This window comes from Pseudomonas sp. JL27(2026) (assembly GCF_056933555.1).
The window spans coordinates 6,019,773-6,046,310 of sequence record NZ_CM167794.1 but is presented as its reverse complement, the minus strand read 5'-3'; the positions used below and the strand labels follow the sequence as shown (position 1 = coordinate 6,046,310).

Genomic DNA, 26,538 nt, shown 5'->3' with positions numbered 1-26,538 from the left:
CGATGGTCACCTCGCAACACGCCGAAGAGTTATCCACAGGTGCTCGCCAGCTCGGTGTCAACCTGACAGAAACCCAGCACGCGCAGCTGCTGGGTTATCTGGCCCTGTTGATAAAATGGAACAAGGCCTACAACCTCACGGCAGTGCGTGATCCGGACGAAATGGTGTCACGGCATTTGCTCGACAGCCTGAGCGTAATGTCCTTCATCGAAAACGGCCGTTGGCTGGATGTGGGCAGTGGCGGCGGCATGCCGGGTATTCCCCTGGCGATCCTGTTTCCCGAGTCGAACGTCACCTGCCTGGACAGCAACGGCAAGAAAACCCGCTTCCTGACTCAGGTCAAACTCGAACTCAAACTGGATAACCTGCAAGTTATCCACAGTCGCGTCGAAGCCTTCACGCCTGAACTGCCGTTCAACGGGATCATCTCCCGGGCATTCAGCAGCATGGAGAACTTCAGCAACTGGACTCGCCACCTGGGCGATAGCGATACACGTTGGCTGGCAATGAAGGGCGTTCATCCCGCGGATGAGCTGGTAGCATTGCCGGCAGACTTCCACCTCGATAGCGAACACGCCCTGGCCGTACCCGGTTGCCAAGGCCAACGCCATCTGCTGATACTGCGCCGCACGGCATGATTGGGAACACAAGCAAGAATGGCTAAGGTATTCGCGATAGCGAACCAAAAGGGTGGTGTGGGCAAGACCACCACCTGCATCAACCTCGCAGCATCCCTGGTCGCGACCAAGCGCCGGGTGCTGTTGATCGATCTCGATCCACAGGGCAACGCCACCATGGGTAGCGGTGTGGATAAACACGGTCTGGAAAACTCGGTTTACGACCTGCTGATCGGCGAATGCGACCTGGCCCAGGCCATGCACTTTTCCGAACATGGTGGTTACCAGTTGTTGCCGGCCAACCGCGACCTGACCGCGGCCGAAGTCGTTCTGCTGGAAATGCAGATGAAGGAAAGCCGCCTGCGTAGCGCCCTGGCGCCGATTCGCGAGAATTACGATTACATTTTGATCGACTGCCCGCCGTCGCTGTCGATGCTCACGCTCAATGCGCTGGTTGCCGCCGACGGGGTGATTATCCCCATGCAGTGCGAATACTTTGCACTCGAAGGCTTGAGCGACCTTGTGGATAACATCAAGCGCATCGCTGAATTGTTGAACCCGAACCTGAAAGTCGAAGGCCTGCTGCGGACCATGTATGACCCGCGCCTGAGCCTGATGAACGATGTCTCGGCGCAGCTCAAGGAACACTTCGGCGAACAGCTCTACGACACCGTGATTCCGCGCAACATCCGCCTGGCCGAAGCGCCAAGCTATGGCATGCCCGCATTGGCGTATGACAAATCCTCTCGGGGTGCCATTGCCTATCTGGCATTGGCGGGCGAGATGGTTCGTCGTCAACGTAAAAATTCACGCATCGCCGCTGCTCAGGCAACTTAAGGAATCCCCATGGCCGTCAAGAAACGAGGTCTCGGACGTGGACTGGATGCACTGCTGAGTGGTCCGACCGTCAGTTCGCTGGAAGAACAGGCAGTCCTGGCCGATCAGCGTGAGTTGCAACACCTGCCGCTGGACCTGCTCCAGCGCGGCAAGTACCAGCCGCGCCGAGACATGGATCCGCAGGCGCTGGAAGAACTGGCCCTGTCGATCAAGGCCCAGGGCGTGATGCAGCCAATCGTGGTTCGCCCGATTGGCGGTGGTCGCTTTGAAATCATCGCCGGTGAACGCCGCTGGCGCGCAAGCCAGCAGGCTGGCCAGGAAACCATCCCGGCTATGGTGCGCGATGTTCCGGATGAAACCGCCATCGCCATGGCACTGATCGAGAATATCCAGCGTGAAGACCTCAACCCGATCGAGGAAGCGATTGCCCTGCAGCGTCTGCAGCAGGAGTTCCAGCTGACTCAGCAACAAGTCGCCGAAGCGGTGGGCAAGTCCCGCGTGACCGTGGCCAACCTGTTGCGCCTGCTTGCATTGCCGGAAGTCATCAAGACCATGCTGTCTCACGGCGACCTGGAAATGGGTCATGCCCGTGCATTGCTCGGTTTGCCGGAAAATCAACAGGTTGAAGGGGCGCGACACGTTGTCGCACGAGGGCTGACCGTACGCCAGACTGAAGCACTGGTGCGCCAGTGGTTGAGTGGCAAACCAGAGGTCACCGAACCCGCCAGGCCAGACCCGGACATCGCTCGGCTCGAACAGCGTCTGGCAGAGCGCCTAGGCTCTGCGGTGCAGATCCGCCACGGAAAGAAGGGCAAAGGGCAGTTGGTGATTGGTTACAACTCCCTCGATGAGCTGCAAGGTGTCCTCGCACATATCCGCTGAAACATTTCCTCATGTAGCGTGCAGTCGGAAATCACTACCTGACAGTTGAATAGGGGCTGAACCGCCCCTATACTCTGCGCGCATTTTGTCGGCACAAATTATGCCAAGTTATTGCGTTCTGGCAGCCGACCTTTGGGGGAAAGAAGTGATGGAAACCCGCACGCCAAACCGCTTGCCGTTCCATCGCCTGGCGGTTTTTCCTGTGTTATTGGCTCAATTTGTCGTTGTGTTGGTGGCCGCGTTGGCGCTCTGGCAATGGCATGGAGTCGTAGCCGGATACTCAGGGCTCTGCGGAGGCCTGATAGCATTGCTTCCCAATGTTTATTTCGCTCACAGGGCATTTCGGTTTTCCGGCGCCCGAGCAGCTCAAGCTATCGTCCGGTCTTTTTATGCCGGCGAGGCTGGCAAACTGATTTTGACGGCAGTGCTTTTTGCATTGACGTTCGCAGGTGTGAAGCCACTGGCGCCGCTAGCTGTATTCGGCGTCTTTGTGCTGACCCAACTGGTCAGCTGGTTCGCTCCCCTGCTGATGAGAACAAGACTTTCGAGACCTTAGGGCGTTTGAGGCAACCATGGCAGAAACAACCGCTTCGGGCTATATCCAGCACCACTTGCAGAACCTGACCTTCGGTCAGCACCCTACCGGCGGCTGGGGCTTTGCCCACACCGCAGCAGAAGCCAAGGAAATGGGCTTCTGGGCATTCCACGTCGATACCCTCGGCTGGTCTGTTGCGTTGGGTCTGATCTTCGTTCTGATTTTCCGCATGGCGGCGAAGAAGGCGACTTCCGGTCAGCCAGGTGCTTTGCAGAACTTCGTTGAAGTATTGGTCGAATTCGTCGATGGCAGCGTGAAAGACAGCTTCCATGGCCGTAGCCCGGTGATTGCACCGTTGGCACTGACCATCTTCGTCTGGGTCTTCCTGATGAACGCCGTCGACCTGGTACCGGTCGACTGGATTCCTCAGTTGGCCATGATGATCTCTGGCGATGCGCACATTCCGTTCCGTGCCGTATCGACCACTGACCCGAACGCTACCCTGGGCATGGCCCTGTCGGTGTTCGCGTTGATCATTTTCTACAGCATCAAGGTCAAGGGCATCGGCGGCTTCATCGGCGAACTGACCCTGCACCCGTTCGGCAGCAAGAACATTTTCGTTCAAGCCCTGCTGATCCCGGTGAACTTCCTGCTGGAGTTCGTGACGCTGATCGCCAAGCCGATCTCGCTGGCTTTGCGTCTGTTCGGCAACATGTATGCCGGTGAGCTGGTGTTCATTCTGATCGCCGTGATGTTCGGCAGCGGTCTGCTCTGGCTTAGCGGCCTGGGCGTAGTTCTGCAGTGGGCGTGGGCTGTGTTCCACATCCTGATCATTACCCTGCAGGCGTTTATCTTCATGATGCTGACCATCGTCTACCTGTCGATGGCGCACGAAGAGAACCATTAAGGCCTGCTTCGGCTAGTCTGATGTCCCTCCCGGTCAAACGGGAGGGGGCCCGTGAAGGGCATGATGAAACGATTTGTTTTACCGCTTTAATCTAAAAAACCTAAACCATACGACGTAAAAGTCGGGAGGAAAGATGGAAACTGTAGTTGGTCTAACCGCTATCGCTGTTGCACTGTTGATCGGCCTGGGCGCACTGGGTACCGCAATTGGTTTCGGCCTGTTGGGCGGCAAGTTCCTGGAAGGCGCAGCGCGTCAGCCAGAAATGGTTCCAATGCTGCAAGTTAAAATGTTCATCGTTGCCGGTCTGCTCGACGCCGTAACCATGATCGGTGTTGGTATCGCTCTGTTCTTCACCTTCGCGAACCCATTCGTTGGTCAACTCGCTGGCTAATTACTCGAACCTTCGAGTAATTGGTGTGATGTGCAACGAACGAGCGAGGTGTTGGCGTGAACATTAATGCAACCCTGATTGGCCAGTCCGTTGCGTTCTTCATTTTTGTACTGTTTTGCATGAAGTTCGTGTGGCCTCCGGTCATCGCGGCTTTGCACGAACGTCAGAAGAAGATCGCGGATGGACTGGACGCTGCCGCCCGAGCAGCTCGCGACCTGGAATTGGCCCAAGATAAAGCGGGTCAACAACTGCGCGATGCGAAAGCTCAGGCAGCCGAAATCATTGAGCAAGCCAAGAAACGCGGTAACCAGATCGTCGAAGAGGCTGTTGAAAAAGCCCGTGTCGACGCTGACCGTGTGAAGGTTCAGGCTCAGGCCGAGATCGAGCAGGAACTGAACAGTGTCAAAGACGCGCTGCGTGCCCAACTGGGTGCTCTGGCCGTTGGCGGCGCCGAGAAGATCCTGGGTGCCACAATCGATCAAAACGCGCACGCGGAGCTGGTTAACAAACTGGCTGCTGAAATTTAAGCGAGGGCGATCATGGCAGAATTGACCACGTTGGCCCGACCTTACGCTAAGGCAGCCTTCGAGCACGCCCAGGCCCACCAGCAACTGGCCTCTTGGTCAGCCATGCTCGGCCTGGCTGCAGCAGTGTCGCAAGACGACACCATGCAGCGCGTGCTCAAGGCCCCGCGACTGACGAGCGCAGACAAGGCCACCACGTTCATTGACGTGTGTGGCGACAAGTTTGATGCCAAGGCACAGAATTTCATCCACGTCGTTGCTGAAAACGACCGTCTCCCGCTTCTGCCGGAGATCGCCGCTCTGTTTGACCTGTACAAGGCCGAACAAGAGAAATCGGTAGATGTGGATGTCACCAGTGCTTTTGCATTGAACCAAGAACAGCAAGACAAACTCGCCAAGGTTCTCAGTGCACGGCTCGGCCGGGAAGTGCGACTGCACGCTGTGGAGGATGCCGCCCTTATTGGTGGCGTCATCATCCGCGCCGGCGACCTGGTAATCGATGGCTCGATTCGCGGCAAACTCGCGAACCTTGCCGAAGCATTGAAATCTTGAGTTTGAAGGGGCAGCAGAGCAATGCAGCAACTCAATCCTTCCGAAATAAGTGAAATTATCAAGGGCCGCATCGACAAGCTCGATGTGACCTCCCAAGCCCGTAACGAAGGCACTGTCGTCAGCGTATCTGACGGCATCGTGCGGATTCACGGTCTGGCCGACGTAATGTACGGCGAGATGATCGAGTTTCCGGGCGGCGTCTACGGTATGGCCCTCAACCTGGAGCAAGACTCTGTAGGTGCCGTTGTATTGGGCGCATACCAGACTCTGGCTGAAGGCATGAGCGCCAAGTGCACTGGCCGCATCCTCGAAGTTCCGGTTGGTAAGGAACTGCTGGGTCGCGTAGTCGATGCACTGGGTAACCCAGTTGATGGCAAAGGTCCGCTGAACAACACCGAGACCGATGCGGTCGAGAAAGTTGCTCCAGGCGTGATCTGGCGTAAGTCGGTAGACCAGCCTGTACAGACTGGCTACAAGGCTGTCGATGCCATGATCCCTGTCGGCCGTGGCCAGCGTGAGCTGATCATCGGTGACCGTCAGATCGGTAAAACCGCTCTGGCGATCGACGCGATCATCAACCAGAAAGACAGCGGCATCTTCTGCGTCTACGTAGCGATCGGTCAGAAGCAATCGACCATCGCCAACGTTGTTCGCAAGCTGGAAGAAAACGGCGCACTGGCTAACACCATCGTCGTGGCTGCGAGTGCTTCGGAATCGGCAGCACTGCAATTCCTGGCACCGTACTCCGGTTGCACCATGGGCGAATACTTCCGCGACCGCGGTGAAGACGCGCTGATCGTTTATGACGATCTGTCCAAGCAAGCAGTGGCTTACCGCCAGATTTCCCTGCTGCTGCGCCGTCCACCAGGCCGTGAAGCTTACCCAGGCGACGTGTTCTATCTCCACTCCCGTCTGCTGGAGCGCGCATCCCGCGTTTCGGAAGAATACGTAGAGAAGTTCACCAACGGCGCAGTGACCGGCAAAACCGGTTCCCTGACCGCACTGCCGATCATCGAAACCCAGGCTGGCGACGTTTCCGCGTTCGTTCCGACCAACGTGATTTCCATCACCGACGGTCAGATCTTCCTGGAATCGGCCATGTTCAACTCCGGGATCCGTCCTGCAGTGAACGCCGGTGTTTCGGTATCCCGTGTGGGTGGTGCCGCTCAGACCAAGATCATCAAGAAGCTCTCCGGTGGTATCCGTACCGCTCTGGCTCAGTACCGTGAACTGGCAGCATTTGCCCAGTTCGCTTCTGACCTGGACGAAGCGACCCGTAAGCAACTTGAGCATGGTCAGCGCGTTACCGAGCTGATGAAGCAGAAGCAATACGCACCAATGTCGATCGCTGACATGGCGCTGTCGCTGTATGCCGCTGAGCGTGGGTTCCTGACTGACGTTGAAATCGCCAAGATCGGCAGCTTCGAACAAGCGCTGATTGCTTTCTTCAACCGCGATCACGCCGACTTGATGGCGAAGATCAACGTGAAGGGTGACTTCAATGACGAAATCGACGCTGGCATGAAAGCCGGTATCGAGAAGTTCAAGGCCACCCAAACCTGGTAAGCCGCAGCGGGAGCCGCAAGGCTCCCGCTTGCTAACCTGATAGGTGTTACATGGCAGGCGCAAAAGAGATTCGCAGTAAGATTGCGAGCATCAAAAGCACGCAAAAGATTACCAGCGCCATGGAAAAAGTGGCGGTCAGCAAAATGCGCAAGGCACAAATGCGCATGGCTGCTAGCCGTCCTTACGCGGAGCGCATCCGCCAGGTTATTGGTCATCTGGCCAACGCTAACCCGGAATATCGCCACCCTTTCATGATCGACCGCGCTATCAAGCGCGTTGGTTACGTTGTGGTGAGCAGTGACCGTGGTCTGTGTGGTGGCTTGAACACCAACCTGTTCAAGGCCCTGGTCAAGGACATGGCGGTAAACCGCGAAAACGGCGTCGAGATCGATCTGTGTGTGGTAGGTAGCAAGGGTGCGGCTTTCTTCCGCAACTTCGGCGGTAACGTCGTTGCAGCTATCAGCCACCTGGGTGAAGAACCGTCGATCAATGATTTGATCGGCAGCGTCAAGGTGATGCTGGATGCCTACCTGGACGGGCGTATTGACCGCCTGAACGTGGTGTCCAACAAGTTCATCAACACCATGACGCAACAGCCTACCGTGGAGCAGTTGATTCCATTGGTGGCGACCCCGGATCAACAGCTCAAGCACCACTGGGACTACCTCTACGAACCGGATGCCAAAGAGCTGCTTGACGGCTTGATGGTCCGCTACGTGGAGTCGCAGGTCTACCAGGCGGTGGTCGAGAACAACGCGGCTGAACAAGCTGCGCGGATGATCGCGATGAAGAACGCTACCGACAACGCCGGTGATTTGATCAGCGATTTGCAGCTGATCTACAACAAGGCGCGTCAGGCTGCGATCACCCAAGAGATCTCGGAAATCGTCGGCGGCGCTGCCGCGGTTTAACGGTTCAAATATTCAGAGGATCCAGCTATGAGTAGCGGACGTATCGTTCAAATCATCGGCGCCGTTATCGACGTGGAATTTCCACGCGACAGCGTACCGAGCATCTACAACGCGCTGACAGTACAAAGCGCGGCCGCAACCACTCTGGAAGTTCAGCAGCAGCTGGGCGACGGCGTGGTTCGTACCATTGCGATGGGTTCCACCGAGGGCTTGAAGCGCGGTCTGGAAGTCACCGACTCTGGCGCAGCCATCTCCGTACCGGTCGGTAAAGCGACCCTGGGCCGGATCATGGACGTACTGGGTAACCCGATCGACGAAGCTGGCCCGATCGACACCGAAGAGCGTTGGGGCATTCACCGTCCTGCGCCATCTTTCGCAGAACAAGCGGGCGGCAACGACCTGCTGGAAACCGGCATCAAGGTTATCGACCTGGTCTGCCCGTTCGCGAAGGGCGGTAAAGTTGGTCTGTTCGGTGGTGCCGGTGTAGGCAAAACCGTAAACATGATGGAACTGATCCGTAACATCGCCATCGAGCACAGCGGTTATTCCGTGTTCGCAGGTGTGGGTGAGCGTACTCGTGAGGGTAACGACTTCTACCACGAGATGAAGGACTCCAACGTTCTGGACAAAGTGGCACTGGTTTACGGTCAGATGAACGAGCCGCCGGGTAACCGTCTGCGCGTAGCACTGACCGGCCTGACCATGGCCGAGAAGTTCCGTGACGAAGGTAACGACGTTCTGCTGTTCGTCGACAACATCTATCGTTACACCCTGGCCGGTACTGAAGTATCCGCACTGCTGGGCCGTATGCCTTCGGCAGTAGGTTACCAGCCGACCCTGGCTGAAGAGATGGGCACTCTGCAAGAGCGCATCACTTCCACCAAAAACGGTTCGATCACTTCGATCCAAGCGGTATACGTACCAGCGGATGACTTGACTGACCCGTCGCCAGCGACCACGTTCGCCCACTTGGACGCCACCGTCGTTCTGTCCCGTGACATCGCTTCCCTGGGTATCTACCCAGCGGTAGACCCACTGGACTCGACTTCGCGCCAGCTGGACCCGAACGTGATCGGCCAGGACCACTACGACACCGCTCGCGGCGTTCAGTATGTTCTGCAGCGTTACAAAGAACTGAAGGACATCATCGCGATCCTGGGTATGGACGAGCTGTCGGAAGCCGACAAGCAGTTGGTTAACCGTGCTCGTAAGATCCAGCGTTTCTTGTCGCAGCCGTTCTTCGTGGCTGAAGTCTTCACCGGTGCATCGGGTAAATACGTTTCCCTGAAAGACACCATTGCTGGCTTCAAAGGCATCCTCAACGGTGACTACGACCACCTGCCAGAACAAGCGTTCTACATGGTCGGCGGCATCGAAGAAGCGATCGAGAAAGCCAAGAAACTGTAATCCCGGCGCCCGGAAACGGGCGCTAATCAGGTTGAGGCAAGCAGATGGCTATGACAGTCCATTGCGATATCGTCAGCGCGGAAGGAGAAATCTTTTCCGGTCTGGTCGAGATGGTGATTGCGCACGGCAGCCTGGGTGATCTTGGTATCGCCCTGGGTCACGCTCCGCTGATCACTGAACTCAAACCAGGTCCGATCCGCCTGATCAAACAGGGTGGGGAAACCGAGGTGTTTTACATCTCCGGTGGTTACCTCGAGGTTCAGCCGAACATGGTCAAGGTTCTTGCCGACACCGTGCAACGTGCTGCCGACCTGGACGAAGCCTCCGCTCAGCAAGCCGTCAAGGCTGCCGAGAAGGCCTTGCACGAAAGAGGCGCCGAGTTCGACTACGGTTCCGCTGCTGCACGTCTGGCCGAGGCGACAGCTCAGCTGCGCACCGTCCAGCAGATCCGCAAGAAGTTCGGCGGTTAAGTACCGTCGGTTTGTTGTGTGATTGATTAAAAAGGGTAGCCTCGGCTACCCTTTTTCTTTTTCTGCATTTCTCTATTGGTCGCAGCCGCTGACCACCCAGGATTGGTAGCCAGTCATGTCTCTTGAAATCGTTATCCTCGCTGCCGGTCAAGGCACTCGCATGCGTTCTGCCCTGCCGAAGGTTCTGCACCCGATTGCCGGTAATTCTATGTTGGGCCATGTTATCCACAGCGCCCGGCAACTTGATCCTCAGCGCATTCACGTAGTGATCGGCCATGGCGCCGAGCTGGTACGCGAGCAGTTGGCCGCCGATGACCTGAACTTTGTGTTGCAGGAAAAACAACTGGGCACGGGCCACGCGGTGGCTCAGACCGTGCCGTTCATTACCGCCGACACCGTACTGATCCTTTACGGCGACGTACCGCTGATTGAAGTCAAAACCTTGCAGCGCCTGCTCAAGCTTGTCGTGCCACAGCAGATGGGGTTGTTGACCGTCGAACTCGACGACCCGACGGGTTACGGTCGTATCGTGCGCAACGCCGATGGCCGGGTGACCGCTATCGTCGAGCACAAGGATGCCAGCGAGGCCGAGCGTACGATCACGGAAGGCAACACCGGCATTATGGCGGTGCCGGCCGATCGTCTGGGCGACTGGATGAGCCGGCTCTCCAATAACAATGCCCAGGGTGAGTACTACCTGACTGACGTGATCGCCATGGCGGTCAGCGACGGCCTGGTGGTGGACACCGAACAGCCTCACGATGCGATGGAAGTGCAGGGCGCCAACGACCGTAAACAGCTGTCCGAGCTGGAGCGTCACTACCAGTTGCGCGAAGGTCGCCGTTTGATGGCCGAAGGCGTGACGTTGCGCGACCCGGCACGTTTCGATGTGCGCGGTGACGTGACCGTCGGTCGGGATGTGCTGATCGACATCAACGTGATTCTCGAAGGCAAGGTTGTCATCGAGGACAACGTGGTGATCGGCCCGAACTGCGTGATCAAGGACAGCACCTTGCGCAAAGGCGTGGTGATCAAGGCCAACAGCCATATCGAAGGCGCAGTGTTGGGCGAGGGCAGTGATGCCGGCCCGTTCGCGCGTTTGCGTCCCGGCACCGTGCTTGAGGCTCGCGCCCATGTGGGTAACTTTGTCGAACTGAAAAACGCCCACCTGGGTGAAGGCGCCAAGGCCGGTCATCTGACTTACCTGGGCGACGCCGAGATTGGTGCACGGACCAACATTGGTGCGGGCACCATCACCTGCAACTATGACGGCGCCAACAAGTGGAAAACCGTGTTGGGTGAGGATGTGTTCATCGGTTCCAACAACTCGTTGGTGGCGCCTGTGGATATCTCTGACGGTGCGACCACTGCGGCGGGTTCGACGATTACCTCGAATGTGGATAACGCTCAACTGGCTGTGGGTCGTGCGCGTCAGAAGAACATTGACGGCTGGAAGCGGCCGGAGAAGCTCAAGAAGAGCTGAGTTATCCACAAGCTCGTGCGGCGGTCTTGAGATCGCCTTCGCGGGAAAGCCTTGCACCTACAGGGTTTAGGTTGTTCACATAATGTATGAACGACGCTGACCTGTAGGAGCATGGCTTGCCCGCGATGCTTTTATCCACTGATCTTTTTATCGCCCCACGCTTGACGAAGTTTCGCCGATAGGTTTTGATTGCTTCCGTTATCTTTCGAATCGAAACTTACAAGCTCATGTCGAAACGCAATACGCCCCAACGTCGCCATAACATCCTCGCCTTGCTCAACGAGCAGGGCGAAGTCAGTGTGGATGAGCTGGCCAAGCGCTTCGAAACCTCGGAAGTCACGGTTCGCAAGGACCTGGCCGCCCTTGAAAGCAATGGTCTGTTGTTGCGCCGCTATGGCGGTGCAATCACCATGCCTCAGGAGTTGGTGGCGGATCCCGCCCAGCCTGTTTCCGCGCACAAGCAAGCCATTGCCCGTGCGGCAGTGGCGCGGATTCGCGAGCATGCACGGATCATCATCGACAGTGGCAGCACCACCGCCGCGATGATCCCGCAACTGGGTCAACAGCCGGGGTTGGTGGTTATGACCAATTCCCTGCATGTCGCCAATGCGCTGAGCGAACTGGAACATGAACCGGTGCTGTTGATGACCGGTGGCACCTGGGACCCGCATTCCGAGTCCTTCCAGGGTCAGGTCGCCGAGCAGGTACTACGCTCCTACGATTTTGACCAATTGTTCATCGGTGCCGACGGCATCGATCTGGTGCGTGGCACCACGACCTTCAACGAACTGCTCGGCCTCAGCCGGGTGATGGCCGAAGTGGCCCGTGAAGTGATCGTGATGGTCGAATCCGACAAGATCGGCCGCAAGATTCCCAACCTGGAACTGCCCTGGAGCAGTGTCCATACCCTTATTACCGATGATCGCCTGCCACTTGAGGCTCGCGACCAGATTCAGGCCCGCGGCATTAACGTGATTTGCGCGGCTGTCAGCCAGGAGAAATAGCATGTGTGGAATTGTTGGCGCCGTTGCAGAACGTAACATCACCGCCATTTTGCTCGAAGGCCTCAAGCGCCTGGAATACCGCGGCTACGACAGCGCCGGTGTGGCGGTCTTTACCAATGACGAAAAGCTTGCGCGCATGCGTCGTCCGGGCAAGGTCGCTGAGCTGGAGCAAGCCCTGGCCGCAGAACCGCTGGTCGGGCGTCTGGGCATTGCCCACACCCGTTGGGCCACCCACGGTGCGCCGTGCGAGCGTAACGCGCACCCGCATTTCTCCGGCGACCTGGCGGTGGTGCACAACGGCATCATCGAAAACCACGAAGCCCTGCGTGAGCAACTCAAGGCTCTGGGTTATGTGTTCACCTCGGACACCGACACTGAAGTCATCGCTCACCTGTTGAATCACAAACTCAAAGACCTGAGCGATCTGACCGTGGCCCTCAAGGCTACCGTTAAAGAGCTGCACGGTGCTTATGGCCTGGCGGTGATCAGCGCTGATCAACCGGATCGTCTGGTTGCGGCCCGCAGCGGCAGCCCATTGGTGATCGGCCTCGGTCTGGGCGAGAACTTCCTGGCGTCGGACCAACTGGCGCTGCGTCAGGTCACCGACCGTTTCATGTACCTGGAAGAAGGCGATATCGCCGAGATTCGCCGCGATAGCGTGCAGATCTGGGATGTCGACGGCAAAGCGGTTGAACGCGAAGCCGTGCAGTACCGCGACAGCGCCGAGTCCGCCGAGAAGGGTGAATTCCGCCACTTCATGCTCAAGGAAATCCACGAGCAACCGTCCGTGGTGCAACGCACCCTGGAAGGTCGCCTGAGCCAGAATCAGGTGCTGGTGCAAGCCTTCGGCCCGCAAGCAGCCGAACTATTCGCCAAGGTTCGCAATGTGCAGATCGTTGCCTGCGGCACCAGTTATCACGCTGGCATGGTTGCCCGTTACTGGCTCGAAGAACTGGCCGGCATCCCGTGCCAGGTCGAAGTCGCCAGTGAGTTCCGCTACCGCAAAGTAGTGGTGCAGCCCGACAGCCTGTTCGTGACCATCTCCCAGTCCGGCGAAACCGCCGACACTTTGGCCGCGCTGCGCAATGCCAAGGAGCTGGGTTTCCTCGCCAGCCTGGCGATCTGCAACGTGGGTATCAGTTCGCTGGTGCGTGAATCGGACCTGACCCTGTTGACCCAGGCCGGTCGTGAAATCGGCGTTGCCTCGACCAAAGCCTTCACCACTCAGTTGGTTGGCTTGTTGCTGCTGACCCTGTCCCTCGGCCAGGTCCGTGGCACGTTGGCCAAAGGTGTAGAAGCGACACTGGTAGAAGAACTGCGTCGCTTGCCAACCCGTCTGGGCGAAGCCCTGGCCATGGACGGCACCGTCGAGAAAGTCGCCGAGCTGTTCGCCGACAAGCACCACACCCTGTTCCTCGGGCGGGGTGCGCAGTACCCGGTGGCGATGGAAGGCGCGCTCAAACTCAAGGAAATCTCCTACATCCACGCTGAAGCCTATCCGGCCGGCGAACTCAAGCACGGTCCGTTGGCGCTGGTCGACAACGACATGCCGGTGGTCACCGTGGCGCCGAACAACGAGTTGCTGGAGAAGTTGAAGTCCAACCTTCAGGAAGTACGCGCCCGTGGCGGCCAACTGATCGTCTTCGCCGACGAACAGGCCGGCATGACCAACGGCGAGGGTACTCACGTCATCAACATGCCGCATATCCACGACATCCTGTCGCCGATCCTCTACACCATCCCGTTGCAACTGCTGTCGTACTACGTCGCCGTGCTCAAAGGCACCGACGTTGACCAGCCGCGCAACCTGGCGAAGTCGGTCACGGTGGAGTAAGCCACCGGCCGAATCCGGCCAGACTGGTTTGATCCCATAGCGTCAGACGCACTGCCCAAGCCCCCGATCATCGGGGGCTTTTGTATTTGTGCAAGCGCCTCGGAAAACAGCTGTGCCCGGCTCAGCTATCGAGCCACCAATACAGCAAGGTTTCGTCATCATCATCGTCGAGATTTTTGTAAATGTTGGCGTAATACCACTGGATGCCTGTTCTTTCGCGGAACCGGTCGAAGAACTTATTGATGGCGTCCATGCCATTTTTTGCCGGGACGGCCAGCGACAAGTTCCCTTCGAAGAGCCCATCCAGCGTGCCATTGAGTTCACGGATCACATCGTTTTCGAGGGTTTCTACTTCGTGCTCGGGAATGGTGTCGGCGTAGATCTGAATGCAAAAGTTACCCCCGCGTTTCACAACCACTGCCGGGGCATTCTTGTCCTTGATTGAAACGACATCTCCCCGCGCCAGATTCAGTATCAGGCCAGGGGAGGAGAGTAACTCGTACGTGTCTTCTCCCAACGGGCGAGCAGGCAGTTCCTCAAGAAACGGCCCATCCTTTTCTGCGGCGTATAGCTGAATCAGCATCGGGGTGTGTGTATCGTCCATGTGTTGCTCCGTAACCGTTATTCCTTGCGCCAAGCTTACACAATCAACCCTCAAGGTCTAAGGGGGTGGCCGTCACTCGTCTGGCTTCAACGACCAGCCAATGCCTGGTGTTTTACGGGTACTATCGGTGCCTTCGTCCAGCTCATCCAGGGAACAGGAGCCTTCAAATGCTCATTACACAGGGCCAGCGCGTACCGTTGGCGACCCTCATTCAAGGCGACTCGCTGACGCTGTCGATCAAGATCGATTCGCGCGATGTCATCGACTACGTCTGCTTCGGCGTGGATGCTCAGGGCAAGCTCTCTGACGACCGCTACATGATTTTCTTCAATCAGCCTTCGTCACCGTGCAACAGCCTGAAGCTGTCCGATGGCGGCGACTTTCAGATCAACCTGGCAGGCTTGCCGGCAACGATTGATCGCATGGTGTTCACCGCGTCGATCGACGGTGGCGGGGCGATGCGTGACATTCAGTCGAGCCGTTTCAGCATCCAGACCAACGGTCAGGAGGTGGCCAGTTGCGGCTTCAGTGGTGCGACGTTTGACGCTGAGAAGGCGATCATGGTCGCGGACATCTACCGCAAGAATGGCGAGTGGCGGATGCTCTCTAACCTCCAGGGTTTTAATGCCGGTCTGGCTGCGCTGGTCGAGCATTTTGGCGGCTCGGTTGCGGATGAACCTGTTCCGGTCCCGGCGCCCGCGCCACCGGTCGCTGCGCCGAAAATCTCCCTTGAGAAGAAAATTGCTGCGGCAGCGCCGGCGCTGGTAAGCCTGGCCAAGAAAGCGCAAATCAGTCTGGAAAAAGCCAAGCTCACTGACGTCAAGGCGCGGGTCGGGCTGGTGCTGGATGCCTCGGGTTCGATGACGGGCCAGTATTCGGGTGGGCATGTGCAGGAAGTGATCAACCGCCTGCTGCCGCTGGCGGTGCACTTCGATGACGACGGTGCACTCGACTGCTGGGCGTTCGGTGCCAAGCCTTGCCAGTTGTCGCCGGTGACGCTCGGCAACTACCAGGATTACGTCAATCAGGACAATGGCGGCTGGAAAAAATGGAATGTGGGCAGCCGGGTCAACGACGAGCCCAAAGCCATGCGCCAGGTGATCGACTACTACAAGAACTCTGGTGACCGCACGCCGATCTACGTGCTGTTTATCAGTGACGGTGGTGTTCACGAAAATCGCGCCATCACCAAACTGATGAAAGAGGCGGCCAAGTTGCCGATCTTCTGGCAGTTCGTCGGGTTGGGCGGTTCTGGCTACGGGATTCTGGAGAAGCTTGACGATATGGACGGCCGGGTTGTGGATAACTGCAACTTCTTTGCCCTGGATAACCTCAACGACATTAGCGAAGAGCAGTTGTATGACCAACTGATGGAGGAGTTCCCCGACTGGCTCAAGGCAGCCAGGGACGCCTTCATTCTGTGTTGATAGGCTGACCGCTGCCAGGTTATCCACAGGTCACCTGGCAGTGGGCGGGGCCTTGCAACGGGGTCAGTGAGTGACAGGCTCAACTTCAGGCAGCATGACGGCGACGGGCGTCGCCCGGCATGCGATCACTGAAGCTCAAGGCGTGGTTTGCCCTTCCAGATAAACCCCCAGCGGGGTGAACCGCCGGTCCCGGCACAGCCAGCCCGAGAGCAGCACGAACAGCGATGTGACGGCAGCCATTGCCCGGCGCTTATTGCGTGCCTCGCGCTGGGTACGCGACTTACCGATGATCAGCACGATCATCATGACGAGGTAGGCGCCAATCATGATCATCTTGGCCATGAGCGCCATCAGGAAGTACACCGACACGCCGTTGCTCTTGTAGGTCTGGCGGATGACTTGAACCATCATCAGGCTGAACAGGATGCCCGCGGCAATCAGGGCGTAAGGGTGCGGTATCTCGAAGAAGCGGAACACCCAGTACGAAACGATCCCCAGCATCGGCGTGACGCTGGTCCAGGTCGCATCGGTGTAGTCGGCATAGATGGTCAGCGTCCCGCGGTGGTGCAGCCAGATACTCGCCAGCACCACGATCAGCATCGCCAGGCCGGCCAGTTTGGCGGGTAGCAACGAGGGGTCTTTGTGCGGAGCCTGCACCACAGCGGTGGCAGAGGGCGCAGGTGCAGCGGGGCGAGTGGCTTGAACCGGTGGGGCGGCTGTCGGGGCATGCACGGCAGGTGGCGTGATCACCGGCGCTGGCGCCGCAATGACCGGTGCAGGGGCGGGAGCCGGCGCTATGACAGAAGGCGCAGGCGTGAGGCCTGCCCGATAGTCTTGCAGGAACTCGACCCGCTCCCGCAGTTGCTCGCCGACACAGGCGGCGGTGGCGCAGGTGTTACGGGAGGCCAGCCAGTCGCGCTGATCCTGGCGCAGGGCGGCTTTTTCGTCCGTCAGTTCCATGCTTTGGGTAAACAGCGAGTTGATTTTTTCATCGAGCCTGGAAAACGCCTCGTTCGAGCAGATGGCGTTTTCCGAGTAAGTCGTCGCATTGGCGCAGTTGAAGCTGGCGGCCCAGGCGGTGTTGCAAATGACCAGATAACCGAGGGCGGCCAGGCATAGGCGCACCTTGAGCAAGAGGTTCATGTTCATCCCTGCTGACAGATCGGCCTGTGCAGGCCGTTGGCAAATACGCTCGATCCTTGCCGAGCTCCTTGTTGCTTCGTCCCTTGGCCAGTATCGGTACAGGCAGAAACAGCGGTATTGCGTGGTTGTGGCAGGCAAGAAAAAGCCCCTGCCAATCGGCAGGGGCTTTCGGGGCACCCTTGCGGGTTAGCCGATGCTCACGCCGTGAGCTTCAGCCAGAGGCTTGAGGCCGCCAGCGAAGCCTTGGCCAATGGCCTTGAACTTGAACTCGGCGCCATTGCGATAGAGCTCACCGAAGATCATCGCCGTCTCGGTGGAAGCGTCTTCCGACAGGTCGTAGCGCGCCAGTTCCTTGCCGTCAGCCTTGTTCACAACGCGGATGTAAGCGTTGGAAACCTGGCCGAAGCTTTGCTTGCGGGCTTCAGCGTCGTGGATAGTGACCGCGAACACCAGCTTCTGGACAGCGGCTGCCAGGGAGGTCAGCTTGACCACTGCCTGCTCGTCGTCACCTTCGCCTGCGCCGGAGCGGTTGTCACCCAGGTGCTCGACGCTGCCATCGGCAGACTTCTTGTTGTTGTAGAAAATGAAGCTGTTGTCGTCGAGGACTTTGCCATTTTCGCCAACGATGAAGATCGAAGCGTCCAGGTCGAACTCTTGACCGTCGGTCACACGCGGATCCCAGCCCAGGCCCACGATGACTTCGGTCAGGCCCGGAGCCTCCTTGGACAGGGAAACGTTGCCGCCTTTGCTCAGACTTACCGCCATGATTGATTCCTCTTTTAAATGGGGTGGGACAGCTTAGAAGCTCATGCCGTATTGGTTGGCGGTTGCTTTCAGGCCACCAGCGTAACCCTGGCCGACAGCACGGAATTTCCACTCGCCATTGTTGCGGTACAGCTCGGCGAAGATCATTGCGGTTTCAACGCTGGCGTCTTCGGCCAGGTCATAACGAACGATTTCGGTGCCAGTCACTTCGTTGACGATGCGGATGAACGCATTGCCCACTTGGCCGAAGTTCTGCTTGCGTGCTTCAGCGTCGTGGATGGTCACGGTGAAGGCGATCTTGTCGACTTCAGCCGGTACACGGCTCAGGTCGACCTTGACCACTTCGTCGTCACCGTCGCCGGCGCCGGTACGGTTGTCGCCGGTGTGTTCAACCGAGCCATCGGCACTTTTGAGCTGGTTGTAGAAAATGAAGTCCGCGTCGCTACGTACCTTGCCGTTGGCGCCGAGCAGAAATGCACTGGCGTCCAAATCGAATTCAGCTCCGTCTGTAGCGCGTGGGTCCCAGCCCAGACCGACCAGAATCTTGGTCAGCGAAGGGTCGGTTTTCGAAAGGGACAGGTTTCCGCCTTTCTGAAGGGTCAGTGCCATTTCTCTGTTACTCCTTTAGGTTTGGACTTAAGCGTTTTCTGCCTCGTCTTCCTTTGCAGGGAAGATCAGGCTGGCGACGATACCGATGGCCAGCACGATCAGCACGACAAACAGGCTGGTGTTGGCATCGATGCTGTAACCGTGGTGGAACAGGTGATCAGTTGCATTGAGGCCCAGTTTGGCGGCAATGAAGAACAGCAGCGCGATGACGGCTTTCTCCAGGTGCACCAGGTAGCGTTTCAGTGCTTCAAGTACGAAGTACATGGTCCGCAGGCCCAGAATCGCGAACAGCATAGCCGAGTACACGATCAACGGTTCACGGCTGACCGCAATAACTGCCGGTACCGAGTCGAAGGCGAACAGCACGTCGGAGATTTCCATCACGAATACGCAAAGGAACAGCGGCGTGGCGAACAGTGCGCCTTTGACCGGCAGGCTGATGCCCTTGTTCTCGGGTTTGTTCAGCTCTTTTTCAAGGACCGAACGACGCACGAAGAAGTTATGGCCATGCAGTTTTGGCCACACCGGGAACAGTTTCGCGGCGAAGCGGTAGGCCATGTGCTTGGAGTAGTCCTCTTCCTCTTCGTCGTCACCGCCCGCTCTGAGCATCATGACTGCGGTCCAGCCGACGATCAGGGCAAAGATGACCTCGACCCACGGGCCGAACATCAGCAGGCCGGTACCGATGGCCACGAAGATCAGGCGGAAGACGATCGCGCCGATGATGCCCCAGTACAGGACACGGTGGCGCAGGCCATCCGGGATCTTGAACCAGGCGAAGATCGCCATGAAGACGAACAGGTTATCCACGCTCAGGACTTTCTCCAGGGCGTAACCTGTGATGAACAGGCTGGCAACAGACGGGCCGTGTTCGACATACAGGTAACCGGCGAAGCCCAGGGAAATCAGAACCCAGAACACCGACCAGACAGCGGCTTTGGTGAGCGAGACCGGCTTGTCACCCCGGTGGGTCAGCATGTCGAGGACCATGGCCGACAAGGCCAGGCCTACGAAGACCGCGATGGTGAGGGGCGGGAAGCCCAGAGCAGTATTTTCCACAGGTGTTTACCTTAGAGATCGAAGTCAGCGGGGCTCAGGCCCAGCTCATTACAGATGGAGCGGCAAACAGCACGTTCGCTTTCGTCGAAGGAACCGTCGGCGCCCCCGATTGCGCAGCAGACGCGAACCAACAGACGCGCTGCGTCTGGCTTGCCTTTGATTTTTGCGATGACCTTCAACGCTTCGGCACGGCCGATGGCGTTGTCGAATTCAAACTTGCCGCAAATTTCCTGGAACGACTTGATGACATCCTTGGCGTCGAACACCTTGAGCTCTTGCGAGTTCTGGATGTAACCCATCATTTTCTGTTTTTCTTCGGAGCTGATGTCGCCATCGGCTGCCGCGACCAGTGCACAACCGGCGACCACGGCGTCCATGAACTCACGGTTCTTGAACTTGGTGACTTCGCTGGCCAGTTTGTCGCGTGCCGCTGTGGCATTTGTCTTCAACCATTCGAGCATTTCGATTCTCCCAATACGCGGGGCCGGAAGGCCCCACGGTGCTGATGATTTATTTGGAACCGGCGGACCACTTCATGCCCCAGCCATAAGCCTTGTCCATGTCGGAGTGACCCCGGAAGAAGTCGACCCGACGGGAGACCTTGACCGCGCCTCTGTCATTTTCCAGGAGTGCGATTGCACACATGCCCTGGCGTCCACCTTCCTCGCTGACCCGCACTTCAATCGGCGGCTGGCCCGGCACGTAGATGGTCACAACCCCATCGGTGGCCTTCCAGTTTGGCGCGCCTTCGTAAATGAAGGCGTACACCAGGATGCGTTTGACGTCTTTCCACTGCTTGCCGTTGATGCGCAGCCATTCGCCGTCGCTGACCGAGCCGGTCCGGTCATCACCCATCAACTGGATGTACGGTTCGTTGTTGAAATCACCGAACGAGTTACCCAGGGCCTGGACGGCACCTTTGTAACCGTCGGCGAGTTCGAACAGGCAACCGACGTCCAGGTCGATGGCATCGGACTTCAGGCGCGAGAAGAAGCCGCCACCGCCGCCATTGCTGGCACGGTTCCAGTTCAGGTTGATCTTGATCTCGCCGAAATCGCTGCTGCCCTTTTCCAGGCTGATGCTGGAGCGGGTCTTGTCCAGGGTGATCTTGCTCAGGCTGATGCTGGACTTGACCGCTGCCGGCGCAGGGGCAGGCGTTGGGGCTGGCACCGGAGCAGGTGTTGGCGCTGGAGACGGCGCTGCAACTTCAACGCCAAAGTGTTTGGCCAGGGGCTCCAGGCCACCGGCAAACCCTTGGGCGACACAGCGGAACTTCCAGGCACCCTGGCGACGGTAAAACTCGCCGAGGATCAGTGCGGTTTCCTGCATTCCGTTGGTAGGAATACTGGCTTCGATCCCACCGCTGACACTCAACGACAGGTGGGAAACGCTGTCGAACCGCGCCTTGTTTTCGTAGATGGTGGCCGTCAGGGCGACTTTTTCCACGACAGCGTCGATCTTGCTCAGATCCAGGGTAAAAACTGCACGGCCAGCGGCCGTTTCCGTCAGTTGGACGGCCCCGTTATTGACGCTTTTTTGTCCGTAGAAACACATGTCCTGATCGCCGCGGACTTTGCCCGCGTCGTTCAGTACAAACGCCGATACATCAATGTCTGCGCCCGGGAGCTGGGAGAAGCTGACGGTAACCGTCAGCTGGCCCGTGGCTACCGGTGCATTCGCGCCAGGAGCCAGGTTTGTCATGTGCGCACCGCCGCGATTGCCAGGTCAACCAGGTCGTCTGCGGTACGGCCGTTGGTGACTTCGCCCACGGTGGTGAAATCCCAGCCGCCCGCATTACGGGCCAGATAGGCCATGACGATGCCGGTGTGGCGACCTTTCTCGGACAGGTCGAAACGGCCCAGTTCCTTACGGCCGGCGTCGTCGACGATACGGCAGTAGGCATTGGCGACTTTTTCGAAGTTCTGGCCAGTGAACGAGTTCACGGTGAACACCAGGTACTTGACCGAACCCGGCAGTTTTTCCAGGTCGACGAAGATGGTTTCGTCATCGCCTGCGCCTTCACCGGTGCGGTTGTCGCCGGAATGGCGGATGGCGCCGTCACGGGACATCAGTTGGCGAAACCAGACCAGGTCGACCGGCTTCTTGCTTTCGTCCAGCAGGATGCAGGAGGCGTCGAGGTCGATGTCGTTGGTGTTGCCCATCAGTTTGCCGAAGAAACCACCGGCTTTCTCCGGGTCCCAACCCAGGCCCATGCTGACTTTTTTCAACCCGGTTCCAGCGGTCTTTTCCAGCGAGATAGTTTGGTTTTTAGCCAAAGTAAGTGCCATGTTTACTCTCCATGTCGATGCTCAGAATTGGTAGGGGTGCTGCTGTTACCTTCAACGCGTTGCGCAGTGCTTGTCGTGCTGACGTTGTCGGCATTTTGAAAACGTACTTTACGAAGACGACGCCAAGCCGGGTGAAATACCCGCCAGTGCGGGTCCTGGGCGGCGGCCAGCAGTTCGTGATCGCCGCGGGTGTCGCCCCACGCACGGATGCGGAATTGTGTCAGTGGCCCGTAGACACTTTGCAGGCGCAGGACCTTGAACAGGCTTCGGCAGTTGTTGCCGACAATAGTGCCGGTCAAGGTGCCGTCGATGACTTCCAGTTCCGTCGCGATCAGTTTGATCCCCAGGCGCTCGGCGAAGGGTTTGAGCACCAGCGCGGGCGAGGCCGAACAGAGCGTCACGATGGCGCCGGATTCAACTTCGGCAGCCACCGCCACCAGGCCGTTGGGGCGCAGCAGCCGGGTCCAGTACAGCTCACAGAAAGCTTGGGCCTTGGTGCTGACCCATTGGGCGCTTTCGCCGGTCAGGAACACCCGGATCAGGTGGGCCTTGAGTTCGTCGCGGCTGAGGCCGCCCACCAGATAGCGCAGGCCGGGAAACAGCATACGGGTCATGCACAGCGCGAAACGGCCGTTGCCGTAGGCGAACCTCAGGAATGGCACAAAGCTGTCATGGCGGGTCAGGGTGCCGTCAAAGTCGAAAACCGACAGCACCGGGACGGGCGTTTGCTCTTGAATATCCATGGTAATCAGTGCGCAGCCTCGGCGAGCAACAGGGAGTCCATCACCACGGCGGGGGCAGGCACGACGCCGTGCCATTTAGCCCGCTCAATGATGTTGGTCGCCCATTTGAAATGGGTGGCCGGCTCGCACATCGCATCGTTGAACTTGAACACTGCCGGTGCCACCGAGTTGAGGATCATGCGGGCGGAGTTCAGGTCATCGAGGTTGACGCGCAAGGCGTTGTGGATGATGTGGATTTGCGACGGGTGAATGGCGGTTTTGCCGACAAGCCCGTGGGAAATGTCGATGGCCAGTTCCTCCTCCAGAATGTGCGGCGTTGCCAGTTGTTCGAACACGGGGGCCGTCAGGGCAAAACCCTGGGAGCCCATGACGCCGGCCAGCATCGGGATCACGTAACTCATTGGCGTGCCGTACAGCGTGGTCGCCGGGTTGCGACGCAGGCCCAGGCAACCCATCAGGTCGTTGCCGCCAATGCGCAGCGCGATAATCCGCTCGTTGAAACCGGCTTTCAGGGCCTGGCCCAGTTCAACCATCGCGGCAGGATTGAACACCTCTGCGGTTTCCAGGGTCGGCATCAGCGCCAGTTTCGGGTTGGTCACTGCGTCTTCCCAGCTTTTCAGGCTGCTCAGCGAGAGCTTGGGCAGCACGAAGCCGTCGACGTAATCCATCAGCGGCCAATCGTTGAGAATCGCCGCCATGGCCGCGTCACGCGGGCGCACGAACAGTAGCGGGCCGTCGGCGGGGCGCCCGACACGGTCCTTGATGCGGCGCAGCAAGTGGTGAAGATTGCGCAGCGCGTCTTCGACTTCAACCTCGGCAACGGCGTCTTCCAGGCACACCACCAGCGAACGCAGTTCAGGCAATCGTTCCTTGAAGACGATCTGCAGAATGTCGTTGCGCGTCGCTGGCATGTAGAGCGTGGCGCCCAATGCATAGGGTGAGTACTTGTTGCGCATCAGCTCACGCTCCGGATGATGGTGACCGCACGATAAGGGCCGAGCCCGGCGCCCACTTCCTCGATGGCAATGCCGGCCTTTTCGGCGAGGTGCATGAGCAATTGCACGTCATGGTCCGTGCGGTCGCGCACCAGCACGTGGTCGGGTACCCGGCGCAACACGGCGCGCGTGGCTTCGGCGATGCCGGGCTTCACACGGTTGAGGTTGGTGATCCCGAAACGCTTGGCCAGTTGCTGCACCACGTCGTCGGCGGCGCCCTGAAGCTGGTGCTTTTGCGCTTCGGACCACGGCGTGGCGGGCGTGATGTCGCCAAGCTTCTGGCGTTCGGCTTCGATCTGCTCGATGAAAGGCCGGGTCACGTCATGTTCATGAAGGTGGTTGTACACCACGCAGCCGTGCAGACCGCCGTTCGCCGGCCAGATGGAACGGGACACCAGCCCCGACACCGTTGCGCCGAGAATGCCGGACGGGATCACCCAGTCTTCGGCAGACGCGGCGAGCCAGGCCCGACCACAGGGGTCGGCCAACACCACCAGGCGAGGCTCGGGCGGGAAGCGCGAATCGCCATTAAGGCTGCGTTTGATTTCGCCGCTGATCGCGCCTTTTCCGGTCCAGCCGTCGACAAACACAATGTTTTCGGCGCCATGTAACGCAATGATCGCGTCCAGGGCCACGTTGTCGATGCCACGGTCGCGGATGATGCTGATGCCGTAGTGAGACGCTTCGCGACCCATTTGCACCAGCGCCCGGCGCAGCAGCACGCCCAGCGGCAGGCCCGCGCGCACGAATGACACCAGCGCGATGGTCGGCCCGGCGCACGCCTGATCCAGCGCCAATGCCAGTGCCTGGACATCGGCGGCCATGCGCGCGCCGTTCTGGCTCAGGGCCCGCTCGTACAGGGCCTGATGCACGTCAGTCGGTGCGTTTTCCTGGCTGATCATTTCCGAATAGTGGCGGGTTTTCGACTGAATCAGCCGTTCCTTCTCCGCAACGTCGGTGACTTCGATTTCCAGCGGCTGGAGCAGAAAATGCACGTCATCGACGGCATAGCTGCCGCTGCCGACGGTGTTCAGGGCGTGGATAGAATTACTCATTGAGGCCGGCTTCCAGTGCTTTGGCCAACTGGCTGCGAGCGGGTGTGCCCCAGAAGTGGCAGGCATCCATGAAGCCCAGGTCGGTGATGCTGTCACCGAACCCCATGACCGGGCGCTCGCCGTTGATCGCCTTGTCGCGGCGCAGCCATTCTTCAACCGCCAGACGCTTGGACAAGCCCTGGGGCAGGAAGGCCAGGTTGTTACCGTTGCCATGCACGCTCATGCCGTCGAGCAGGCCCTGTTCCTTGACCTTGGCCAAGACCTCGTCCAGCACCTGGTCGTTGTTTTCGTTGTGTTTGGTCACGACGTAATTGGCCAGTCCGGCTTCTTCGACAACCCAGCCGCGCAGCGAGTAGCCCAGTTGTTCACCGATCGCCAGGGTCGCCAGGCTCAGCTCGGGCAACCGTGCCTGGGCGTTGGCCAGTGTGCGGGTCATGTGTGCATGCCAGTCGCGGTCCAGGCTGCCATCGGCCGCGAGGATCACGCCGCCATGGGCGCAGACGGCGCCAGCAGTGAATGGCAATTGCACGCGGCTGTACGCCTCGACGCTACGGGCGGTCACCGGGACCACGTCGGCGCAGGCCAGCAGCCATTCGATAAAGGCTTTCTGGACGGTGTTCATGTAGCCGTTCGGTTGCCCGTCGACATCCAGGGTAGCCACGTGACGCTCAATGCCTTCGGGCATTTTGCGCGCGGTCTGGAACAGTGTGTCGTCGAGGTCGATCAGGACCAGTGGGCGCTTACTCGGCATCGCAAACAATCTCCGCGTTCAGGGTTTCGATCAGCTCGGCAGGAATCGCCTGGGCGGGTGTTTCGGTGCAGATCAGCACCCGGTCGAACTGACCGGGTTTGACGTTGTAGAGGAAGTTGGGAATGCCCAGGCCATAGTTGTCCGAGAAGGACAGCGCGTGGTCGATGGCATGGCCCAAGGCAATGGGCGAGCGGCTGGTGGAACTGAAATGAACGTCGGCCCCGGCTTTTTCCAGGCGTTCGGCCAGCAGGAACGGACGCCAGACGAATTCACTGGTGCCGACCACCAGAATGCGCTCGCCGGGTTTCACTGCAAGGTCTGGCGCCAGCGTATCGGCCACCGACCGAACGCCCAGCCGGCCCCAGTCATTGGCAGCCTTGAGCGGCCAGTCGCCGATGGCCACGGTGCCGACTTGCGGCATGTCTGGCAGGGGCGCGCTGCTGTCTTCAGTGAAGCGATAGGAGCCTTGCAGCAACGAAACCTGTTCCGCGGTTTCGCCCATGTGCGCGCGAACCGCGCCGTCCGACCAGTCGGTCAGCACGCAGGTCACGACACGTTCGACCTGGCTCAGGCCGGCATCGACCAGCGCCCGGTGCAGGTTGATGAAGGTTTTGCCGGTGGATGCTTCATCGTCCACCAGTACCAGCGAGCGCGCCTGCAACATCATGGCCTTGACCTCGGGGTCTTGCGGCAGGTGAATCAGGTGGGCACTGGCGTGGCTGTGTTCTTCTTCGAAACGGGCAAACAGTTCGGTGCCCAGCGGGTGCCGGGTACTGACCAGGTAAACGGTGTCCGGGCGCGTGGCGCTGTAGGCACGGTGTACACCGGCACCCAGGCCCACGGCGGTTTCTGCCATGCCGATGACCAGCACCGGCCCTGGCAGGTCGGCCGGTATTTTGGTCGCCAGGTGTTCGAAACTCTCGAGCATCCGCGAAGGGCGAACCGGAATGTGGCGGCCCAATACGCGCGAAACGAACAGGAAGGCGCGTTTCGGGTTGCGTCGTTCGGCAAAGCCGAAGAGAGACTCGGGCGCGATGGAGGATGACTCGACATGCACATCCAGGCGACCGCGAAGCAGGTCGGCATGAAGCGATGTCGGTTCAAGGGTATCTACGCTGCAGTCCATGGAAAGCATTTCCTAAAAGTGTGTACAGGCCGCAGACCAGAGGGCCTCGCTTA

At 59.0% G+C, this 26,538-nt stretch carries 29 protein-coding genes; 16 read left to right on the top strand and 13 right to left on the bottom strand.

What is annotated here, in order from left to right; genetic code table 11:
- The first annotated feature begins 2 nt into the window (after window positions 1–2).
- The 15 genes from rsmG to glmS all read left to right on the top strand — a co-directional run bounded on the left by rsmG (window position 3) and on the right by glmS (window position 13,920).
- Entirely contained in the window at window positions 3–638 is a 636-nt protein-coding gene (rsmG, locus tag AC1Z1G_RS27780) for a 16S rRNA (guanine(527)-N(7))-methyltransferase RsmG (RefSeq protein ID WP_483628004.1), read from the top strand.
- 18 nt (window positions 639–656) lie between these two features.
- Window positions 657–1,454, top strand: a complete 798-nt coding sequence (locus tag AC1Z1G_RS27775) for a ParA family protein (protein ID WP_347902914.1) — start codon at window positions 657–659, stop codon at window positions 1,452–1,454.
- Between the two features lie 9 nt (window positions 1,455–1,463).
- Window positions 1,464–2,336, top strand: a complete 873-nt coding sequence (locus tag AC1Z1G_RS27770) for a ParB/RepB/Spo0J family partition protein (protein WP_347902912.1) — start codon at window positions 1,464–1,466, stop codon at window positions 2,334–2,336.
- 148 nt (window positions 2,337–2,484) lie between these two features.
- Entirely contained in the window at window positions 2,485–2,892 is a 408-nt protein-coding gene (locus AC1Z1G_RS27765; RefSeq protein WP_347902911.1) for a F0F1 ATP synthase subunit I, read from the top strand.
- Window positions 2,893–2,908: 16 nt separating this feature from the next.
- A complete protein-coding gene (gene atpB, locus AC1Z1G_RS27760; protein WP_347902910.1) occupies window positions 2,909–3,778 on the top strand; it encodes a F0F1 ATP synthase subunit A in 870 nt (289 codons plus the stop codon).
- A gap of 133 nt (window positions 3,779–3,911) precedes the next feature.
- Window positions 3,912–4,169, top strand: a complete 258-nt coding sequence (gene atpE / locus AC1Z1G_RS27755) for a F0F1 ATP synthase subunit C (RefSeq protein WP_002555987.1) — start codon at window positions 3,912–3,914, stop codon at window positions 4,167–4,169.
- Between the two features lie 56 nt (window positions 4,170–4,225).
- On the top strand, window positions 4,226–4,696 hold the full coding sequence (locus AC1Z1G_RS27750; RefSeq protein ID WP_347902907.1) for a F0F1 ATP synthase subunit B: 471 nt from the start codon (window positions 4,226–4,228) through the stop codon (window positions 4,694–4,696).
- Window positions 4,697–4,708: 12 nt separating this feature from the next.
- Window positions 4,709–5,245 carry a F0F1 ATP synthase subunit delta gene (locus AC1Z1G_RS27745; protein WP_347902906.1) on the top strand — a complete coding sequence of 179 codons (537 nt, stop codon included), beginning with the start codon at window positions 4,709–4,711 and terminating at the stop codon, window positions 5,243–5,245.
- 21 nt (window positions 5,246–5,266) lie between these two features.
- The gene (atpA, locus tag AC1Z1G_RS27740; protein WP_347902905.1) at window positions 5,267–6,811 is read left to right on the top strand and encodes a F0F1 ATP synthase subunit alpha; all 1,545 of its coding nucleotides are present in this window, start codon (window positions 5,267–5,269) and stop codon (window positions 6,809–6,811) included.
- A gap of 50 nt (window positions 6,812–6,861) precedes the next feature.
- Complete coding sequence (gene atpG / locus AC1Z1G_RS27735; protein ID WP_483623824.1) at window positions 6,862–7,722, top strand: F0F1 ATP synthase subunit gamma; 861 nt, start codon at window positions 6,862–6,864, stop codon at window positions 7,720–7,722.
- 27 nt (window positions 7,723–7,749) lie between these two features.
- Window positions 7,750–9,129 carry a F0F1 ATP synthase subunit beta gene (atpD, locus tag AC1Z1G_RS27730; RefSeq protein ID WP_483623823.1) on the top strand — a complete coding sequence of 460 codons (1,380 nt, stop codon included), beginning with the start codon at window positions 7,750–7,752 and terminating at the stop codon, window positions 9,127–9,129.
- Window positions 9,130–9,173: 44 nt separating this feature from the next.
- Complete coding sequence (locus tag AC1Z1G_RS27725) at window positions 9,174–9,599, top strand: F0F1 ATP synthase subunit epsilon (RefSeq protein WP_483623821.1); 426 nt, start codon at window positions 9,174–9,176, stop codon at window positions 9,597–9,599.
- Between the two features lie 115 nt (window positions 9,600–9,714).
- Window positions 9,715–11,082, top strand: a complete 1,368-nt coding sequence (gene glmU, locus AC1Z1G_RS27720; protein WP_483623819.1) for a bifunctional UDP-N-acetylglucosamine diphosphorylase/glucosamine-1-phosphate N-acetyltransferase GlmU — start codon at window positions 9,715–9,717, stop codon at window positions 11,080–11,082.
- Between the two features lie 227 nt (window positions 11,083–11,309).
- A complete protein-coding gene (locus tag AC1Z1G_RS27715) occupies window positions 11,310–12,086 on the top strand; it encodes a DeoR family transcriptional regulator (protein WP_347902897.1) in 777 nt (258 codons plus the stop codon).
- A gap of 1 nt (window position 12,087) precedes the next feature.
- A complete protein-coding gene (gene glmS / locus AC1Z1G_RS27710; protein WP_483623817.1) occupies window positions 12,088–13,920 on the top strand; it encodes a glutamine--fructose-6-phosphate transaminase (isomerizing) in 1,833 nt (610 codons plus the stop codon).
- Window positions 13,921–14,041: 121 nt separating this feature from the next.
- Here glmS and AC1Z1G_RS27705 read toward each other — a convergent pair whose 3' ends face one another.
- Window positions 14,042–14,524 (bottom strand): DUF4265 domain-containing protein, encoded by a 483-nt coding sequence (locus AC1Z1G_RS27705; RefSeq protein WP_483623815.1) that lies wholly within the window; start codon window positions 14,522–14,524, stop codon window positions 14,042–14,044.
- Between the two features lie 167 nt (window positions 14,525–14,691).
- Between AC1Z1G_RS27705 and AC1Z1G_RS27700 the strand changes: the two genes are divergently transcribed.
- The gene (locus tag AC1Z1G_RS27700; protein WP_483623813.1) at window positions 14,692–15,951 is read left to right on the top strand and encodes a VWA domain-containing protein; all 1,260 of its coding nucleotides are present in this window, start codon (window positions 14,692–14,694) and stop codon (window positions 15,949–15,951) included.
- A 135-nt stretch (window positions 15,952–16,086) separates the two neighbouring features.
- On the opposite strand, the gene AC1Z1G_RS27695 is transcribed toward AC1Z1G_RS27700, so the two are convergent.
- The 12 genes from AC1Z1G_RS27695 to AC1Z1G_RS27640 form a co-directional block, all read right to left on the bottom strand.
- Window positions 16,087–17,094: a lysozyme inhibitor LprI family protein gene (locus tag AC1Z1G_RS27695; protein ID WP_483623811.1), complete on the bottom strand. Its 1,008-nt coding sequence runs from the start codon at window positions 17,092–17,094 to the stop codon at window positions 16,087–16,089.
- A gap of 186 nt (window positions 17,095–17,280) precedes the next feature.
- Window positions 17,281–17,859, bottom strand: a complete 579-nt coding sequence (locus AC1Z1G_RS27690; RefSeq protein ID WP_347902890.1) for a TerD family protein — start codon at window positions 17,857–17,859, stop codon at window positions 17,281–17,283.
- Window positions 17,860–17,892: 33 nt separating this feature from the next.
- The gene (locus AC1Z1G_RS27685; protein ID WP_483623809.1) at window positions 17,893–18,468 is read right to left on the bottom strand and encodes a TerD family protein; all 576 of its coding nucleotides are present in this window, start codon (window positions 18,466–18,468) and stop codon (window positions 17,893–17,895) included.
- Between the two features lie 27 nt (window positions 18,469–18,495).
- Window positions 18,496–19,527, bottom strand: coding sequence for a TerC/Alx family metal homeostasis membrane protein (locus tag AC1Z1G_RS27680; RefSeq protein ID WP_347902886.1), 1,032 nt, complete (start codon window positions 19,525–19,527; stop codon window positions 18,496–18,498).
- An 11-nt stretch (window positions 19,528–19,538) separates the two neighbouring features.
- Entirely contained in the window at window positions 19,539–19,988 is a 450-nt protein-coding gene (locus tag AC1Z1G_RS27675) for a tellurite resistance TerB family protein (RefSeq protein ID WP_483623807.1), read from the bottom strand.
- A gap of 49 nt (window positions 19,989–20,037) precedes the next feature.
- Window positions 20,038–21,228, bottom strand: coding sequence for a TerD family protein (locus tag AC1Z1G_RS27670; protein ID WP_483623805.1), 1,191 nt, complete (start codon window positions 21,226–21,228; stop codon window positions 20,038–20,040).
- Entirely contained in the window at window positions 21,225–21,815 is a 591-nt protein-coding gene (locus AC1Z1G_RS27665) for a TerD family protein (protein WP_483623803.1), read from the bottom strand. Before AC1Z1G_RS27665 ends, AC1Z1G_RS27670 begins: the two co-directional genes overlap by 4 nt.
- Window positions 21,816–21,817: 2 nt before the next feature.
- Entirely contained in the window at window positions 21,818–22,558 is a 741-nt protein-coding gene (locus tag AC1Z1G_RS27660; RefSeq protein ID WP_483623801.1) for an HAD family hydrolase, read from the bottom strand.
- 5 nt (window positions 22,559–22,563) lie between these two features.
- The gene (locus AC1Z1G_RS27655; protein WP_347902878.1) at window positions 22,564–23,514 is read right to left on the bottom strand and encodes an HpcH/HpaI aldolase/citrate lyase family protein; all 951 of its coding nucleotides are present in this window, start codon (window positions 23,512–23,514) and stop codon (window positions 22,564–22,566) included.
- On the bottom strand, window positions 23,514–24,608 hold the full coding sequence (locus tag AC1Z1G_RS27650) for a cysteine protease StiP family protein (RefSeq protein ID WP_483623799.1): 1,095 nt from the start codon (window positions 24,606–24,608) through the stop codon (window positions 23,514–23,516). The genes AC1Z1G_RS27655 and AC1Z1G_RS27650 overlap by 1 nt, the downstream gene beginning before the upstream one ends.
- On the bottom strand, window positions 24,601–25,359 hold the full coding sequence (locus AC1Z1G_RS27645; RefSeq protein WP_483623798.1) for an HAD family hydrolase: 759 nt from the start codon (window positions 25,357–25,359) through the stop codon (window positions 24,601–24,603). The genes AC1Z1G_RS27650 and AC1Z1G_RS27645 overlap by 8 nt, the downstream gene beginning before the upstream one ends.
- Window positions 25,349–26,485 carry a phosphoribosyltransferase domain-containing protein gene (locus AC1Z1G_RS27640; protein WP_483623796.1) on the bottom strand — a complete coding sequence of 379 codons (1,137 nt, stop codon included), beginning with the start codon at window positions 26,483–26,485 and terminating at the stop codon, window positions 25,349–25,351. The genes AC1Z1G_RS27645 and AC1Z1G_RS27640 overlap by 11 nt, the downstream gene beginning before the upstream one ends.
- Window positions 26,486–26,538: the final 53 nt, after the last annotated feature.

Coding starts and splice junctions, on each gene's coding strand:
- rsmG (WP_483628004.1), top strand. CDS start 3: ATGGTCACCTCGCAACACGCCGAAGAGTTATCCACAGGTGCTCGCCAG.
- AC1Z1G_RS27775 (WP_347902914.1), top strand. CDS start 657: ATGGCTAAGGTATTCGCGATAGCGAACCAAAAGGGTGGTGTGGGCAAG.
- AC1Z1G_RS27770 (WP_347902912.1), top strand. CDS start 1,464: ATGGCCGTCAAGAAACGAGGTCTCGGACGTGGACTGGATGCACTGCTG.
- AC1Z1G_RS27765 (WP_347902911.1), top strand. CDS start 2,485: ATGGAAACCCGCACGCCAAACCGCTTGCCGTTCCATCGCCTGGCGGTT.
- atpB (WP_347902910.1), top strand. CDS start 2,909: ATGGCAGAAACAACCGCTTCGGGCTATATCCAGCACCACTTGCAGAAC.
- atpE (WP_002555987.1), top strand. CDS start 3,912: ATGGAAACTGTAGTTGGTCTAACCGCTATCGCTGTTGCACTGTTGATC.
- AC1Z1G_RS27745 (WP_347902906.1), top strand. CDS start 4,709: ATGGCAGAATTGACCACGTTGGCCCGACCTTACGCTAAGGCAGCCTTC.
- atpA (WP_347902905.1), top strand. CDS start 5,267: ATGCAGCAACTCAATCCTTCCGAAATAAGTGAAATTATCAAGGGCCGC.
- atpG (WP_483623824.1), top strand. CDS start 6,862: ATGGCAGGCGCAAAAGAGATTCGCAGTAAGATTGCGAGCATCAAAAGC.
- atpD (WP_483623823.1), top strand. CDS start 7,750: ATGAGTAGCGGACGTATCGTTCAAATCATCGGCGCCGTTATCGACGTG.
- AC1Z1G_RS27725 (WP_483623821.1), top strand. CDS start 9,174: ATGGCTATGACAGTCCATTGCGATATCGTCAGCGCGGAAGGAGAAATC.
- glmU (WP_483623819.1), top strand. CDS start 9,715: ATGTCTCTTGAAATCGTTATCCTCGCTGCCGGTCAAGGCACTCGCATG.
- AC1Z1G_RS27715 (WP_347902897.1), top strand. CDS start 11,310: ATGTCGAAACGCAATACGCCCCAACGTCGCCATAACATCCTCGCCTTG.
- glmS (WP_483623817.1), top strand. CDS start 12,088: ATGTGTGGAATTGTTGGCGCCGTTGCAGAACGTAACATCACCGCCATT.
- AC1Z1G_RS27705 (WP_483623815.1), bottom strand. CDS start 14,524: ATGGACGATACACACACCCCGATGCTGATTCAGCTATACGCCGCAGAA.
- AC1Z1G_RS27700 (WP_483623813.1), top strand. CDS start 14,692: ATGCTCATTACACAGGGCCAGCGCGTACCGTTGGCGACCCTCATTCAA.
- AC1Z1G_RS27695 (WP_483623811.1), bottom strand. CDS start 17,094: ATGAACCTCTTGCTCAAGGTGCGCCTATGCCTGGCCGCCCTCGGTTAT.
- AC1Z1G_RS27690 (WP_347902890.1), bottom strand. CDS start 17,859: ATGGCGGTAAGTCTGAGCAAAGGCGGCAACGTTTCCCTGTCCAAGGAG.
- AC1Z1G_RS27685 (WP_483623809.1), bottom strand. CDS start 18,468: ATGGCACTGACCCTTCAGAAAGGCGGAAACCTGTCCCTTTCGAAAACC.
- AC1Z1G_RS27675 (WP_483623807.1), bottom strand. CDS start 19,988: ATGCTCGAATGGTTGAAGACAAATGCCACAGCGGCACGCGACAAACTG.
- AC1Z1G_RS27670 (WP_483623805.1), bottom strand. CDS start 21,228: ATGACAAACCTGGCTCCTGGCGCGAATGCACCGGTAGCCACGGGCCAG.
- AC1Z1G_RS27665 (WP_483623803.1), bottom strand. CDS start 21,815: ATGGCACTTACTTTGGCTAAAAACCAAACTATCTCGCTGGAAAAGACC.
- AC1Z1G_RS27660 (WP_483623801.1), bottom strand. CDS start 22,558: ATGGATATTCAAGAGCAAACGCCCGTCCCGGTGCTGTCGGTTTTCGAC.
- AC1Z1G_RS27655 (WP_347902878.1), bottom strand. CDS start 23,514: ATGCGCAACAAGTACTCACCCTATGCATTGGGCGCCACGCTCTACATG.
- AC1Z1G_RS27650 (WP_483623799.1), bottom strand. CDS start 24,608: ATGAGTAATTCTATCCACGCCCTGAACACCGTCGGCAGCGGCAGCTAT.
- AC1Z1G_RS27645 (WP_483623798.1), bottom strand. CDS start 25,359: ATGCCGAGTAAGCGCCCACTGGTCCTGATCGACCTCGACGACACACTG.
- AC1Z1G_RS27640 (WP_483623796.1), bottom strand. CDS start 26,485: ATGGACTGCAGCGTAGATACCCTTGAACCGACATCGCTTCATGCCGAC.